Origin of the sequence: Paenibacillus polysaccharolyticus (genome assembly GCF_900102085.1) — a bacterium.
Taxonomy (GTDB): Bacteria; Bacillota; Bacilli; order Paenibacillales; family Paenibacillaceae; genus Paenibacillus; species Paenibacillus polysaccharolyticus.
In genome coordinates, this window is sequence record NZ_FMVM01000010.1 from 1 (window position 1) to 16,096 (window position 16,096).

14 protein-coding genes are annotated in these 16,096 nt (G+C 45.6%); 8 read left to right on the forward strand and 6 right to left on the reverse strand.

All coding sequences use genetic code 11. The features are described from left to right. Window positions 1–313: 313 nt before the first annotated feature. Complete coding sequence (locus tag BLQ13_RS14725; protein WP_090921140.1) at window positions 314–2,677, reverse strand: 5'-nucleotidase C-terminal domain-containing protein; 2,364 nt, start codon at window positions 2,675–2,677, stop codon at window positions 314–316. Window positions 2,678–2,931: 254 nt separating this feature from the next. Between BLQ13_RS14725 and BLQ13_RS14730 the strand changes: the two genes are divergently transcribed. Then, window positions 2,932–3,894 carry an endo-1,4-beta-xylanase gene (locus BLQ13_RS14730; protein ID WP_090921142.1) on the forward strand — a complete coding sequence of 321 codons (963 nt, stop codon included), beginning with the start codon at window positions 2,932–2,934 and terminating at the stop codon, window positions 3,892–3,894. 209 nt (window positions 3,895–4,103) lie between these two features. On the opposite strand, the gene BLQ13_RS14735 is transcribed toward BLQ13_RS14730, so the two are convergent. Then, entirely contained in the window at window positions 4,104–5,444 is a 1,341-nt protein-coding gene (locus BLQ13_RS14735; RefSeq protein ID WP_090921144.1) for a glycoside hydrolase family 30 protein, read from the reverse strand. Window positions 5,445–5,721: 277 nt separating this feature from the next. Continuing rightward, window positions 5,722–7,215, reverse strand: a complete 1,494-nt coding sequence (locus BLQ13_RS14740) for a leucine-rich repeat domain-containing protein (protein WP_090921146.1) — start codon at window positions 7,213–7,215, stop codon at window positions 5,722–5,724. A 261-nt stretch (window positions 7,216–7,476) separates the two neighbouring features. Here BLQ13_RS14740 and BLQ13_RS14745 point away from each other — a divergent pair, with 261 nt between their 5' ends. The 7 genes from BLQ13_RS14745 (at window position 7,477) to BLQ13_RS14775 (ending at window position 13,688) form a co-directional block, all read left to right on the forward strand. After that, complete coding sequence (locus BLQ13_RS14745; protein WP_090921148.1) at window positions 7,477–8,367, forward strand: diacylglycerol/lipid kinase family protein; 891 nt, start codon at window positions 7,477–7,479, stop codon at window positions 8,365–8,367. 194 nt (window positions 8,368–8,561) lie between these two features. Continuing rightward, on the forward strand, window positions 8,562–9,479 hold the full coding sequence (locus BLQ13_RS14750) for an aldo/keto reductase (protein WP_090921150.1): 918 nt from the start codon (window positions 8,562–8,564) through the stop codon (window positions 9,477–9,479). A 300-nt stretch (window positions 9,480–9,779) separates the two neighbouring features. Continuing rightward, entirely contained in the window at window positions 9,780–11,165 is a 1,386-nt protein-coding gene (locus tag BLQ13_RS14755) for a helix-turn-helix domain-containing protein (protein WP_312027583.1), read from the forward strand. A gap of 256 nt (window positions 11,166–11,421) precedes the next feature. Further along, window positions 11,422–11,592, forward strand: a complete 171-nt coding sequence (locus tag BLQ13_RS14760; protein WP_090921152.1) for an aspartyl-phosphate phosphatase Spo0E family protein — start codon at window positions 11,422–11,424, stop codon at window positions 11,590–11,592. A gap of 142 nt (window positions 11,593–11,734) precedes the next feature. Beyond that, complete coding sequence (locus BLQ13_RS14765; protein ID WP_090921154.1) at window positions 11,735–12,115, forward strand: GntR family transcriptional regulator; 381 nt, start codon at window positions 11,735–11,737, stop codon at window positions 12,113–12,115. Continuing rightward, window positions 12,112–12,993 carry an ATP-binding cassette domain-containing protein gene (locus BLQ13_RS14770; RefSeq protein WP_090921156.1) on the forward strand — a complete coding sequence of 294 codons (882 nt, stop codon included), beginning with the start codon at window positions 12,112–12,114 and terminating at the stop codon, window positions 12,991–12,993. The genes BLQ13_RS14765 and BLQ13_RS14770 overlap by 4 nt, the downstream gene beginning before the upstream one ends. Continuing rightward, window positions 12,990–13,688, forward strand: a complete 699-nt coding sequence (locus tag BLQ13_RS14775) for a hypothetical protein (RefSeq protein WP_090921158.1) — start codon at window positions 12,990–12,992, stop codon at window positions 13,686–13,688. Before BLQ13_RS14770 ends, BLQ13_RS14775 begins: the two co-directional genes overlap by 4 nt. A gap of 157 nt (window positions 13,689–13,845) precedes the next feature. On the opposite strand, the gene BLQ13_RS14780 is transcribed toward BLQ13_RS14775, so the two are convergent. The 3 genes from BLQ13_RS14780 to BLQ13_RS14790 form a co-directional block, all read right to left on the reverse strand. Next, window positions 13,846–14,361, reverse strand: coding sequence for a hypothetical protein (locus BLQ13_RS14780; RefSeq protein ID WP_090921160.1), 516 nt, complete (start codon window positions 14,359–14,361; stop codon window positions 13,846–13,848). A 116-nt stretch (window positions 14,362–14,477) separates the two neighbouring features. Then, window positions 14,478–14,942: an isocitrate lyase/phosphoenolpyruvate mutase family protein gene (locus BLQ13_RS14785; protein ID WP_090921162.1), complete on the reverse strand. Its 465-nt coding sequence runs from the start codon at window positions 14,940–14,942 to the stop codon at window positions 14,478–14,480. Between the two features lie 51 nt (window positions 14,943–14,993). Beyond that, window positions 14,994–16,046, reverse strand: coding sequence for a bifunctional transcriptional activator/DNA repair enzyme AdaA (locus BLQ13_RS14790; RefSeq protein WP_090921164.1), 1,053 nt, complete (start codon window positions 16,044–16,046; stop codon window positions 14,994–14,996). Window positions 16,047–16,096: the final 50 nt, after the last annotated feature.

Below are 16,096 nucleotides of genomic sequence, written 5' to 3' on the forward strand. Positions count from 1 at the left end.
TACCGTTTGTTTCTTGAATTCTTCATTGTATCGTTGCCGTTGTTCTCCCATGTGGACACACCTCCGTTAGCCTTATTATCCTTCCGTCCGTTAACGGGTGTCCACTTTTTATTCTAGCTCCACCTGAGATCGTTAGAAAATAAAAACGCGTAAAGTCGCCTAAATAGCGTTTCTGGAGATCGTTAGATGTGCAACGTTCCACGTGAAACGATTTGTATCATTCCACAGAGAGCTTCCTCGAAAGTGAACTCATAATAAGAAAAAGACGATACCTCCATCATTACATGGGTGTACCGCCTTGATACATACAGTGTTATTTTGAAATGCTTACATATTTGCCATAAACGTATGCCATCTGTCCATTTACCTTCACTTTGACCCAGACATAGGCATGATCTGTGCTGATTACCTCAAGCATCGTACCTTTCGGTACGGAAGTGATCACTTTGGCTTGAGAAGAAGCACCCGCACGTACATTCAGATGAGCGGCTGTCACCTTCGCTTGTTTGCCTGAGATAGATGGAGAAGGTTTGCTGCTTCCGGTAGGTTTAGATGGTTTGCCTGGTTGTGTTGTATCTGGTTTCCCGTTGCCTGGCTTTGGTGCTCCAGGGGCAGGCGTTGGTTTCGGCTTCGCAGGAGTGACTGGTTTTTCCGGTGCAGGAGCTGCCGGTGTCCCGGACGAAGGGGGTGTTGCAGTCCCACCATTGTCTTTACCTTCTACTGCTTTGCGAGCCTTGTTCAACTTCTGGTAGAAAGCACCTTTCGTTTTTACGCCTTTGAATTGTGCTGCATCTATCCCTGCTTTGGAAGAGAGAGCTTCAATCTCGTCCGAAGTTACAGCATCCAAAATGTTAATGGAGGCAATATTGGTGTACTTGCCATCTTCCGTTGTCGGCACAGTCATAACGCCAGCATTAATAAGTTCTACGACATCTGCACGCTCCGGTGCAGTCAGGTCTACGCCAGTGATTTTCCAATGTTGCTGAATCTTCGGTTCGTAGACACCTTTCATCACGCCTTTCAGATATGCGATAGACAGATTACGAATCGTGCCTTGAATCTCACCAAAGGCTGAAGCATCCTTGGAGGACCAGAGTTGCTTGAACTTACGTCCTTCAAGCGCCCCCCCTTTGGCAATGAGTGCTTCCATCCGATAAGCATTCATACCGAGTTTGAGCGTATCACCCTCCTGAACGGCTTTTCCATTACTGTATTTCAAATTCGTGATTCGGCTGCCATATGGCTTGGTCAGATCGATCTCATAAGTTACACCACCAAAGAAATCATCGGTGCTATATTTGGAAGCACGTCGCTTTGGATCAAAGCTGATGGTTACATCCCCTGGGCGAGTGGAGTTAAAGTATCCCGCAGACCATTCCATGTAATCCTTCAGATCACGTCCGGTCACTTCATATACCGTCACTTCACCAAATGTGTACTGGTAGTTAAACGCAATATCTTTTTTCTTGATCGGGCCAACGTCCAGCTTGGCTTTGTCATTATCAATCTGATGGGCAACAACGTCAGCATCACTGTAATGGAGCATGACCTCGGTGAAAAAATCAGACAGCGGCGTTTCCTGAATCTGCACGGCAGGGATGCCTTTGATCTCATCCGCCGGAACCAGATTCATTCCTTTCAGTTCCGCGACCACGATATTAGCATCGGCACGAGCGAACTCGTGGAACGGATGCAGTGTTTTTTCCAGAGAAGGATCGGAAACTTCATAAGTGCCGTCTGCTTTTTTGACAGCGAGTGCCTTGGCTTCCTTGCTCTTCAACACAACCTTGCCGTCCTCTTTGGCAAATGTCAGGTCAATACGTGACATGTGTGTACCATATTTGTTGGGTTCAGAGATCAGCACGCCGTTTACCGTCTGTGATTCAATCAGCTGATGCATATGTCCGGCAAAAATAGCAGCCAGTTCCGGGTTGGCATTGGCGATGTCCGTGACGCCGGTTCCCGGTTCGCCGTTCTCGTTATCCAGTCCCATATGCATGAGACCAACCATCACATCCACTTTGCCTTTCAGCTCAGCAATGGCTTTGCGTGTCTCTTCTACAGGGTCTTTAACAATAACACCATCAAGGTGATCGGTTCCTTTTTCGAATTCGGTGATCATCGGGGTGTTCATACCAATTACGCCTACTTTGATACCATCGCGCTCAATAATCGTATATGCAGGCATGTAACGGTCGCCGTTTTCTTTGAAAATGTTACCGACAAGCGCCTGGCCTTTGAACTGAGAAGAGATTTTCTCCAGCACATCCAGGCCAAAGTTGAATTCATGATTCCCCATAACCCAGGCATCATAGTTCATCTCGTTCATGGCCACCATCATCGGTGACTGGGGTTGATCATTGAACAATTCGGCAGAATTGTCCTGAATCATATCTCCTGCATCGAGCAGGATAGTGTTGGGATTCTCAGCGCGAACTTTTTTTACCATCGTATAGAGCTGTGTCATGCTTCCGGCAGGGTTAGGGCCGTCCAGTGCGTAGTCCCATGGCATAAAGCGACCATGAATATCAGATGTGCCAAGCAAAGTAATCTTAGTCTCTGGATTTGCTTCGGCTGCGTGAGCGTCTTCCGCAGTGAGCGGCGCGAGTAGCACGGAAGTGCCTAATAGAATGGATAATGACCAACTAGCAAAACGTTTTAAACCATGTGTGCGCATGTGTAATCCCCTTTGTGTTTGAATATTTGTAATGATATGTATCATTCCATACTAGAGAAACATCAAGGTAATGTAAACGCTGATGTAACATATATGTTCGATACAGTTGCGTAAAACAGAGAAAAAAGATAAAGCAATAGGAAGTATACTTTTCAAAGTAAATAGTATGTTTTATACGTGTATAAAACCAAAATTATCCATTATGATGTCCTTGTAAGCGCTTCATAAAATAAACCCAACCAAGGAGGAATATTATGTTGAAGTCCAAATGGTTTAAGACGGTAGGTACACTTGCTCTGGCAGGTGTGCTGGCCGCGTCAGTCGCGGTGGGCAGTGTCAGTGCCGGATTGGCTAAAGGCAGTAAATTCTTGGGGAATATTATAGCTAACCAGGTACCAAACAATTTCAGTCCCTACTGGAATCAGGTGACGCCGGAGAACTCCACGAAGTGGGGTGCGGTAGAAGGTACGCGTAATGTGATGAACTGGGGCCAGGCAGATATGGCTTACAACTATGCGAAAAACAATAAAATGCCTTTCAAATTCCACACCCTTGTTTGGGGAAATCAGGCACCTAACTGGATGAATGGCCTTTCTGCAACAGATCAGAGAAACGAAGTAATTCAATGGATCAGAGCTGCAGGACAACGTTACTCTCAGTCGGAGTTTGTTGACGTAGTCAATGAGCCGTTGCATGCAAAGCCAGCCTTCCACAATGCGATTGGTGGAGATGGACAGACGGGCTGGGATTGGGTCATCTGGTCATTCCAACAAGCAAGACAAGCCTTCCCGAATTCCAAGTTGCTGATCAATGAATACGGCATTATCGGTGACCCTGCGAAGGCAGATCGATATATCCAAATCATCAACCTTTTGAAAAACAGAGGCCTCGTTGATGGCATCGGTATTCAAGCGCACTACTTCAATATGGACAACGTATCTGTGAACACGATGAACACTGTTCTGAACAAACTGCAAGCAACAGGCCTTCCAGTGTATGTATCCGAGCTGGACATGACTGGGGATGACAATACCCAGTTGCAACGTTACCAACAGAAGTTCCCTGTGCTCTGGAAGCACCCGGCTGTTAAAGGTGTTACGCTGTGGGGTTACAACGAAAACCAAACTTGGACTAGTGGTTCCCACCTGGTAAGAAGCAACGGCACAGAGCGTCCTGCAATGCAGTGGCTGAAAACCTACCTGGCGAACAATCCATAAGCCCAGGTACAGACCTTAGAGTCGGCATTTGTATAAACTTTAGTAAAAGTACAATTACAGGCAGAATGGATTCACTCTACCCGTTTGAAATCAGTTAACATGCATTATCCCCTCAAAAAAGACCCTGTCCCACTACGATGTGGGACAAGGTCTTTTAGCTTGCATCAGTATCATGCCATGTTTGCGTTTCTTGCCGTTCATACGGTGTTTTAATTCGCTGTAATCACCATACTGTTAAAGGAATCGGCTTCTAACTGCACATGAACCGTGTGTCCTTCGGCGAACGTCAAGTGAAGGTCATGGCGATCCGGGAACGGATTGTTAACAACGATAACGAGGCTGTTATCCGGGTTGCGGAAAGCAACGGCTTTGCCGCTCCATGCCCCAGACAGACCCAGCCGGCGAGCGCCGTTAACGATATGATGAGCAAAATGTTTCATGACATAATACTCTGGATTACGAGTGACGTCCTTACTTGCAGGATCAACAGTGATCATTGAATTCTGCTCCCAACCCCATGTGCTACGTCCTTTGGGCTCAAGCACCATGTTCCAATAGATATAGGCGTTGACGCCATTACTGAAATAGTGCTGGTAGAGGTTATACACGTGCTTGGCGTAGTTCCAAGAGTTGTTCCCATCCCCGCACTCATTCTCGGTCTGCATGTAACGAAGCTCCGGATAACTTGCTACGGTACGTTGAATGGCATGTTTGCCTGCCCATTGGTATCCAACCCCTTTGATATAGGAGTAGGCTTTGGGATCGCTGAGCACCAGTCCGGCATATTCATCGAATCCGGTTGTTTTCTTTTTCATCAGTTCTTCCCACGGATCAGGCGCATTAATCGTACCCAGCCAAATTTCGGTGTCCAGCCCATGTTTGTCAAAAGCCGGCCCTAGATAATCAGCGATAAATTCACGCAGCTGCTCGCCTGTCCACATGCAGGAAGGAAACTTCTGATCTGCGATCACTTCATTCTGCACATGTACCTGATGAATTGTAATGCCCGCTTCACGGTAGGCTTTAACAAACTTCACAAAATACAAAGCGTAGGCTTCGAGAATGTCCTTTTCCCAGCGCAGTGTTCCGTAGTTGTAAGCTTTGGGGAACTTCATCCAGGTTGGCGGACTCCATGGCGATGCGAATAATTGCAAATCCGGGTTATAACTCAAAGCTTCCTTGATATAAGGAATCAGATATTTGAAATCTCGTTCGATGGAAAAATGGTCCATGGCCACATCTCCGTCTACTTCGTTGTGGCTATACCACTGCTCTGCATAATCACTCGCGCCGATCGGCAGGCGACAGATCGTGAACCGATGTTCCCCTTCCGGGTGGAACAGGGAATGCATGACTTCGTGTCGCTGCTCGTCACTTAAATGGGCCAAAGCCAAATAACCAAGCTCATTGAAGCAACCACCGAACCCTTCAACAAGCTGATGCTGTTCACCGGTTAATTTTAAGTTAGCGCTTTCATTGGTGGCTGAAAACGATAACTGGTTCCACGGCTCTGTAGGTGTAGTCGAAAATCCGTTAAACGTAAATGTCATATGATGATCCTCCTCGTAGGCTGGTGAGTAATCCTTTTGATTACGTTTAGTATACCAACTTCCACTGCAAAAGCAGATGTGCTAATCCGTGCAATATTTACCCTAATCCAAGGTGGTTCGTTTGGAAATGAATCATTATGGAGTGGGAGGGAGTGGCTCCCTACACCCATAACACTTATGTTGGCCACAATTAAGGGCTCATCATATAGTTAGCGTGATATACCCTATTCCTCAGAATACAGAAAAAATCCCCGCTAACAATGCAGCGGGGATATGGTTATTTGTTTTCAAAGATCAGAATCGTTTTACTCTTGGCGATATATCCAACGGTTGTATGAAGCTTCTCTGAAATAAATCGAATGGGAACATAGGCATTGCCATCCTTCATTAACAGCGGAGCATCATTCATGATGAGTTCATCGTTAATGGTAACCTGCTTGTTGCTTACGCCCCAGCGAATGATTTGATCCTCTTGGGTAATGGCTGCTTCGCGTGTACCGCTGTTCCAGTTCACACGAGCATTTAAATGCTCGGATACAAAGCGAAGAGGCACATACGTCCGGCCTTCATTAATAAAAGGAGCCGCCCCCAGTTCGTACGCACGGTCGCCCACATATGCCGTGGCAGATCCTTCGATCAGGCGTTGAAAACGCCCCTGTGGCGTACGTTTCTGCTCTCTGACATTCATCTGGTTGAGTAGCTGCATCGTGTGGCTACCACTTGTCACATCCAGATAATTGTTATGTACAGTAAGCCCGGCATCAGTTGCCTCTGTCATCACATTTGGTGTGTTTAAGGACATAGAAGTGGAAGCAGAGATGTTGTCTACGCTTTGTACATCTGAGTTATCCGGTGTGAAGGATAATTCCGAGATTGGTGTCAGATCCCATATCCGGTTATTGGATAACTTCAAGACGTTTAGTTTGGTTAACTTGCGTAGCGGCTCCAGATTATAGATCTGATTGGACTCCGCATTCAGCTCCGTTAAGTTTGTTAATGTTGCGATGTCAATCAGTTGCTGGATCTGGTTACCCGAGATATCCAGTTTCCGCAATTCTGTCATGTGGCTCAGGGGTGCCAGGCGAGATATATGATTACCTGCCACATTCAGCTCACGCATGGTATTTGGCAACTCTGTGAGAGCATCAAGTGCCGAAATATGATTGTTCGCCACATTCAATTGCGTCAACTGAGTCTGTTCCGCAAGTGGTGTAAGATCGGTTATATCATTATTTGAGATTTCGAGCCATTTCAGCGAATGCAGCTCTGTTAGAGCATTCAGGCTTAAAATCTGATTGCCGCTGGCATGCAGTGTATGTAGTCTGGGAAATTCTCGCACAACGTCAATGGAGGATATCGAATTGTTACTGATATATAGACGTCCCAGTTGCTGTAATGCAGCAAGAGGCTGAATGGTTGTAATGTAATTGTTTCGGACGTCAATCTCGCGAAGCTCCGTCAGGTGTTCCAGTGGTGTGAGATCCGTAATTTCATTACCGTACAGACGCAGATGGGTCAAATTCACGGCGTGTTCCAGCCCGGAAAGACTCTGAATGCCTGCATTGCTTAGATCCACCACACGAAGCTGCTTCAGATCTTTAGATGTCAGGGGTTCACCTACAGGAATATTTAAAATTAGCTTGAGTCCTTCCTCTAGCGCAGAATCTTTAATGAGGGAATGATCCGAATCCGTGGTGGTGTATGCCATTGCTTGCCCCGCCGTACCTATACTTAGAATACATATCAACAATACAAGTGTGATTCTCTTCATTACATGCCTTCCCTCCAAATCATAACGTCTCTAGCTTATTAACCCATCTTGGGATTATAGGAACAGTAATTTTATAACGTTTATCTATCTATACTTTTATTCTATATGACAAGGGCCATGCCCTGCACTTTTTCAGCATAACTTTGTGTAAATTATAAAAATTTGCATGGTGATCAACATATTTGCATCACACTGTATTCAACCTCTTGATGAAAAGGGTAAGGATGTACAGAGGTTATATGCGGAGAGGGAGATGTATCGATGAGGAAAGCAATGATCATTAGCAATCCGTCGTCAGGCAAGGAAAAAGCAGAGCATTACGTATCCCAGGTTCGGGCTATTCTGGAAGCCAGTCAATATGCAGTAGTGGTGAACGAAACAGAAGGGGAAGGCGATGCTACCCATTACGGTCTACATGCCTGCAAAGATGGGTGTGATCTGGTCATCTCGATCGGGGGAGATGGCACATTACATGAGACGATCAACGGTATGCTGGACCAGGAACATCGTCCTCTTCTAGGTATCGTTCCACTGGGAACGGTGAATGATTTTGCAAGAGCGTTACATATCTCTCTAGACCCGGAGGAAGCGATCGAGCAGTTACGTTCGGAACAGACCCGGTTGGTCGATCTCGGCATGGTGAATGGGCGACTGTTTGCCAATGTGGTGGCTGCCGGCTCCTTGGCAGAGGCATTATTCTCTGTTTCGTCCGAGGAAAAATCAAAGCTGGGATCATTCGCTTATCTGAAAGAAGGATTGAAGGATCTGGTAAACACACCGGCAAACGTTCTGAAGATCGAATATGACGGGCAATTCTGGGAAGGAGAGTCACCGCTTTTTGTGGCGGCCCTTACTAACTCGGTCGGAGGATTCGAAAAATTGTCACCAGATGCAGAGGTAGACGACGGACTGATCCACTGCTTTGTGATTCAAAATATCGGTGTATTTAACAGCGTGACCTTAGGTACTTCTTTGTTCTTCGGCAATCTGAAGGAGCATAAGGACGTGCACTATTTTACAGCCAAAGAAGTTCATGTTCGCTCGGACGAAACCATTCGTACGAATGTGGATGGAGAGGAAGGCCCTGCTTTACCGGTTGATATCCGTGTATTGCCTGGTTATATGAAGGTGATCGTGCCGGAAAAAGATTAACGATTACTGCCCAAGGCTGGGCGGTATTACTTATAACAAATCATTTCTCCATATAAATGTGGGGAAAGTCTATTGAAACCGATTGCAGAAATATGTCACAATCATAGACGGAAGACAGGCATGGACATACATATATGGATATGTATCAGGGTCTCATGCGCACAAACTATTTTTGAATATGGAGGGGAAACATCTTGAGAACCATTAAACTGGGCAGCAGTGCACTCGATGTGCCTGTAGTTGCTGTAGGTTGTATGCGAATCAATTCATTAGACAGTAAGGACGCGGAGCATTTTGTACGTTCTGCTATGGAAATAGGCGCGAATTTCTTCGATCACGCTGATATTTACGGCACAGGAACATGTGAGGAGATTTTCGCCGATGCTGTGCAGATGAATCCCCAGGTTCGTGAAAATTTGATTCTTCAATCCAAATGCGGCATTCGCAAGGGTATGTTTGATTTCTCCAAAGAGCATATTCTGAATTCGGTGGATGGCATTCTGCAACGTCTAAGAACGGAATATCTGGATGTGTTGCTCTTGCACCGCCCGGATGCACTTGTTGAACCGGAGGAAGTGGCTGAAGCATTCGATCAGTTGGAGCGTGAGGGAAAAGTGCGCCACTTCGGTGTATCCAACCAGAATCCGAACCAGATCGCATTGCTCAAAAAATATGTCAAACAACCTCTGGTAGCCAACCAGCTGCAGATGAGTATTACCAACACGACGATGATCGATAGCGGCATCAACGTGAATATGGAGAATGACGCTGCGGTGAACAGAGATGGCAGCATTCTGGATTACTGCCGTCTGCATGATATTACCATTCAACCGTGGTCTCCGTTCCAATACGGATTCTTCGAGGGTGTCTTCCTTGGCAATGAGAAATTCCCGGAATTGAATGCAAAGATCGATGAGATCGCCGCGAAGTATGACGTGAGCAATACGACCATTGCGATTGCGTGGTTGCTTCGTCACCCTGCCAAGATGCAACCTGTGACAGGCACAATGAATATTGGACGTCTGCAGGATTGTGTGAAAGCAGGTGAGGTTCACCTCACTCGTCCAGAGTGGTATGAAATCTATCGTGCTGCAGGGAATGTACTGCCTTAGGTCACATTAGATTGAGTATGGAATAACACCGTGAAATACGCTGAATGCGTAATGATATTCGGACAAATGACACGAGCCTGTCTGGCTCGTGTTTTTTTGTGCAGTTGGGTCTTGGAAGAACAGACCATTTCGATATAAAATATAGATACATATTTTATCGCTCTAAAAGGATTAAAATGTAATTAATACAAATTAGTTGAAATTATTTTATTGTAATGCAAGTATATATTACATATAATTACTTTTGCATGTACCTGTAATCTCGCTTTTTGTGTTTTTATTTTGGAGGGTGGTGTTCCCTTGAAGCCGACAACAACCACGATACGCGATCATTTAGCAAGCTATCTGAAGCGTGAACAGATGTCGATCAGTTTATTTTCAGAGCTGTCCGGAATTAATTCTGGCACACTCAGCAACATTTTGAATAAGAATCGACCTATCTCCATGCAGCAGCTGGACCGTATTACGGTAGCTATGAAGCTTGCAGCGGGCCATTTCTATGAGTTGTATATTGATGAGTGCTTTGTGCACGCAACGCCGGATTGGCGGAGGTTAGGCCCTTTTCTGCATCGATGTGCTGAACTGGATAAGCTGGACTGTATCGAAGAGGTCGTTCGTCTGATGATGGATAATCTTTCGTATATCCCGATGTTATTTGATGTGGCGGAGGAGTTCTATCATGCTGGTAAATGGAAACCGGCAACTCTCTTATATGAAACAATCGCTGAAAGTGAGAAGATGCAACATTCCGAGCGGCTTGCGCTCTGTCAGTATCGTCTGTTCAAGCTCGGACTGTCGAATGATCAGCAGCGGAATGTTATTATTGCGGCTCAATTTGAATATTATGTGGATCGACTGGATGAACGCTACCAACTGGATGCATTAAATGAATTGATTAATGCGTTTGCCTCACTTCATCGGTGGAGTAAGGTGCAGGAGTTATCAGAGAAACTGCGGGTGAAGGCAACCATTCACTATGAATTGAATGGGAGAAAGAAAGCGGAAGAAACGAAACGACCTATCATTTTTTATGTTATGTATGCTTATTTGGCATCGGGAAGTGCGTATTTCCATTTAGACAACTATGAGATGGCCCTCAAATATGTTTCGTTATACACCGATTCCTCTTGGGTCAAAGGTCCGGATCATGAAGAAATGGTTGTTATTCAACAATTTCAGGAATGGGCTGAAGGGAATCGTTATATATATCAATTAATGGCTGGACAGTTCGAAATTCTTCCTCAGTATCTGGCCTACATTTCAACAAAAGAGAACGAGATCTTTCCTGCGCTATGTGATATTGTTACTGCGGCAAATCGATACGATATGGATATCGATGATGTGTTAGAAGAGTATGCACCGCATTTTACTTATCAGGAGCAACGGAACCGAATTGGAAAAGTCAGCAAGCAGGTTACGGATGATCGTTACGTCCGATTATTGGCTGGATTGGGCAAGTATTATCTGAAGAGGGATCACTTTGCACAAGGTTTAAATTTTGTTCTGGATAGCTTAAGATTTGCTATTGAAATTAGTGATGGACGAGGTATGCTTAGAAGTGTCGGACTATTCGAACAATACAGGGATTACGCGTCCGATACTGCTATACAGCAATACAAAATCTTGATTGGTGAGGTGCAAAAAATCAATGAAGAAAAAACTGGCTTTGCTGATAGTTACTTGTAGTATCGCGGTGAACATCCTGCCGACCGTTACCGGGCCATCTCCAGTCAAGGAAGATACCCCTCCTCCAATCTACCGAACGAATGATCACGGTTTAGGGACATAAGCCTGAGCCACAGAACGCTTCTGAATAACTCAGAGGCGTTCTTTTTTGTATGTATAAACGGTCCAGTAACGCATAGAAGAGCATATCTGTCATACCCTCATTGAACTACCGATTGGCATAATAAGCTAAAATATGACAAAAGGAGGGGGTGCTATGGATCGTATGGAATTAAAATCACAGATCGAAGACGCGAGACAACAGCTACATCAGATACAACTGCAATATGGCAGTCTGCTTCATCCTGAAGTGATCAGACAATCCGTAGTCCTTGACGCTCTCCTGAACCAATATAACCGAATCCGTGTGGAGAAGTTGATCAATTAACAAGGGTCTATTTACATTTATGTTCTTGTATACTATAGTTAGTTACATGAGTAACTAACCGACTAACTAATTAAGAAAAGAAAAAATTGACCCCCATATAAGACACACGCAAATCATTATTATGTATGAAAGTTGGAAACAGATGAAATCGACCTTGGATGAATCCCAGCCTATTTTTCATCAGATCGCCATGATGATCATGGATGATATTGTGGAAGGCAGATTGAGAGTGGAGGAGCAGGTTCCCTCGACGAATGAACTATCACGCTTTTACAATATTAATCCGGCTACGGCGCGAAAGGGGCTACAGGAGTTGGTAGACAAAGGCATCATATACAAACAGCGAGGTGTGGGAATGTTTGTGGCCAAGGGAGCCAGAGAAACCTTGCTTGTTGAACGAAAGCGACATTTTTACGAAGAATACATCAAACCTTTACTTGAAGAAGCCAGACGTATTCGGATGGACGAGGACATGATTATTGATCTGATTCGCGGTAAGAAAGATAAGGAGAGTGAAGTATGATTCATATGGAGCAGGTATGTTACAGCTATCAAAAGAGTAAACCCTCTATTCTGAACAGTGTCACCCTGCATGAGAATGAACCTGTAATTGGTGCAATTTGGGGAAGGAACGGTGCTGGTAAAACGACGCTAATGAGTCTGCTCGCCGGACACAACCGCCCTGACAGTGGCGCCATTCAAATTATGGGTCAGGACCCGTATAATAATCTGTCTGCTCAAGGGCATCTATGTTATATCCAGGAGAATCATCCGCTCGGTAAAAACTGGACAATGAATGATCTGGTCAGCATCGGATCACATTTCCATTCACAATGGGATCAACAACTTGCCAAGCGGCTCATCGATGTTTTTGAACTGCCGTCCAAACAGAAAATGAGTAAATTTTCGAAGGGCATGAAGACAGCCGCTCAAATAATTCTGGGGCTGTGCAGTAACGCAAGTGTGACGATTATGGATGAGCCTACGAATGGACTCGATGCCGAGAAACGAAAACTTTTCTATGAAGCATTATTGGAAACGTATGAAGATAACCCTCGTCTGGTTCTGATATCAACACATCATATCGAAGAGGTACAGCCTTTGTGTGAAACCCTGATTGTGGTACATCAAGGTAAAGTGTTATATCATCACCCCATGGAGGAGATGCGCGAACGCGGGGTTCTCCTAACAGGGTTAATTCAAGATGTGGAGATAGCCTCTGCAGGTGCTAATATTATTGATTCTGCTCGCATGGGTACAACCGGCAAAGTGATGATTGATGATGTGTACTCGAAGGAGTGGGTAGCCAAGGCTCAACATCATGGGCTTTCCATTGAAAAAGCAATGCTCCAGGATTATCTGGTGAATGTAACACGGAAGCAGGAGGAGGTGAGAGCATGAATGCAGTAAAAGGAACGAATCGGCTAATTTTAGATGACATGCGTTTATATATGCTGATCTTTACATCCATTGCGCTTGGGTTGACAGCAGTCTATGTCGCGATTGGTTTTCTGTTTCATGTCAGTTATGCCTCGCAGTTGTTTGGGCCGATGTATGGAGGAATCTGTACTTTTGCCATTGCTGGTCTGATCACGCTCTACCCGGTGGCCATTGGTATGGGCAGTACACGGATTCAATTCATGAAATCTTTCTATATGATGGGAGCCTGTATGGTTGTGGGCACAATGATCATTCTGCATGTGATCTATGGGGTTGTTCATCTGCTGAATGTCGGGGGATGGCTACAGGTCACGTTGTACCAACCGGGAATGCTTTATTCGTCAAGTTATCTTGTGTTTCCTTATCTGTGGATTGACGTGATGCTGGGGCTCTTGGTACTCGGTCTATCTGTTTTCTTGACGGTTTGCTGGATTCGGCTGGGCCTGCGTAATTTCCTGATTCTGTTGTTTGGCTTTGGTCTGGTGCTGTCGCTGGTGATTGCATTTGGAGATATTAGACAATTCACGCTCTGGATTGCCTATCAAAATCGAATGCTCGTATTCACTGTGCTGGGTGTAATCGGTGGCGCGCTGCTTCTGTCCACCTATCCCATGATGAAGCATGCTCCGTTGGTACGCAAAGGCAGCAAAGACTAACTGTGATGAATTACAGAGTTTAAGCCGTTAGGGGAACGCAAATGAGGATGTTCAGTAATAATCACACCAGTAATTAGACACGAGGGATAAGAAAAACACGAGGACGTATGCTCGCCTCGTGTTTTTCTTTGTCGTCTCTTATGGGTTGTACTTTAATCTACGCTTGAGTTTGTGGTTTGAATCCTTCCTCTTCAAGATACTCGCCAGCCTCGCCACGTGATTCAAAAGCCATCTCCAGCTCCGAACCAGCATATACACACCACATATCATTGTCATATTTTAAGGTAAGTGTGTGTCCATCTTCATTGATCCAGATACCACCGCCTGATGACAGGATAACCGGGGCAGATTCTTTAGGGGATGGTACGTTCTCAGTCACTTCAACTGCGTCTGGATTATGAGACATCGCTTTGAGTGTTGCATCCAGCAATGTACGCAGATCTGCTTCGGAGTAATCCCGAACATTGACGAACCCTTTTGCATCCGTCTCGTAGTTTGGCAATAACCCTGCATAGATATAGCCGTTACCGTTCGGGTGAATATGGAGTGCTACAATTTTTTTCTCGTAGGCACTGTCCTCGTAGTGGAAGTTCACACGACCCAGAGAAACATTTTTGCGCTGCAGCTGTGGGTACGACTCCAGAATTTCAAGCTTTTGTTCAACGTTAAGCATATGTGCCTCCTGTTACTGTTAGGTAGTGGGATTATACCACAGGTGAAGGCTGGAAACATCCTATCTTCTGTCCGTGCGGGACGGCGTGGTATGAACACACCTCATCAGTATAATCCTTATGCTCCTGTTAAAGTACGTTGCCCAAGTGCTTTCAGGTTCTCCATAACTTGCAGATAAGGATAAGGCCCGTAGCTGATTCGTGCTACCCCTAGTGTTGCCAAATGTCTCGGTGAAGGTTCGTTGGGGGTTTGTTCAATAATTTGCAACACGTTTTGCTTCACTTCTGACACGGACCTGCCATACCCTCCCTCTATATCGATGGTTACAGGCAGATCTACGCTCTTTGTAATACGTGAAAGATTAGCAAGCACCAATTGGAACGGAAGGGCTTCACCATCCTGTTCCCCATGAGCGGCGGCAACAGACCAGCTTCCCGTAGCAATAGCTTTGGCACCTGTAGATTGAATGGTCTGCGCGCTCCCGGCATCCCACACGTTCACCAGTACGAGTGGTTGTCCCTTCACATGATATTGATGAAATTGTTCAGCTTTTTCTTTCTGTGTGCAATGGTTGTTTTTCATTTTGGCTCACTTCCCTTATAGAAATAGATAAGGTGCTGTTACTGAAAATTCCTACTGTAATGACATCTGTCTCTCGTGCTGAAGCAGCCAATTTTTCCGTGTCAGTCCACCTCCATATCCGCCCAATTCACCACTTGCGTTAATCACACGGTGACACGGAATAACAATAGCTAGCTGATTTGCCCCGTTCGCTTGGGCTACGGCACGGCATGCAGAAGGTTTTCCAAGGGCTTTTGCGATCTCCTGATAAGATCTCGTTTCCCCGGCCGGAATGGCTAATAACGCATCCCATACCCGCTTCTGAAATGGTGTTCCTAAACAGAACAACGCCGTGTCGAAAGCTGTCCTTTTGCCGTCGAAATATTCATTTAATTCCCGTTCAATAGATTGAATAGGTGCTGTTGTGCCAGGTACAATCGCAGATTCGGTGCGCTTGCGCAGGCGTTCCACCTCGCGTTCCAGCCCTCGGCGATCAATGAATTCGATTAAATATAAAGCCTGCTCATCCGCTATAGCCATCATGGGGCCAAGTCTGGTATCGATCCAGGCTGCCTTTAGTACCCGTTCGTCATCTACATGTGTAGGTGCGGCTCCCATAATTCTTGAAAAGGCATCCCGGAATCCACTGCTGGATTCATATCCGGTGGAGAGTTGGCTATCAATGACAGTGCGCCCTGAACGAATATGTTTCAGTGCTAGTCCCATACGCCGTGCGCGAGCGTATTCGACAAAGGTCATCCCGAATCTTTTTTTGAACTGACGGCGAGCAGTAGATTCATCAATGGATAGTGCCTTGAAATCTTGCCCTTTCCAGCGTTTTTCCGGCTCTTTCTCAACCGCCTCCACCAGCATGCGAACCACATCCGAAACATGATTGGGGTGAGATAAAGGCCGGCATCGCTGGCATGGTCGAAAGGACGCAAGCAGGGCTTGCTGAGCGGTTTCATAAAATTCGCAGTTCTCAAATTTAGGTTTCCGAGCCGGGCAGGTGGGACGACAGAACACCCCCGTTGTTTTAACACCGACATAGAATAAACCTTCATATTCTGAATCCTTAGCGATCAATGCCTGGTAATACTGTTCCTTTAGATCTGCAGAGATCATAAACCGCACGTCCTTACTCCAGTAGAATCACAATCTTTCCCTTATTATAG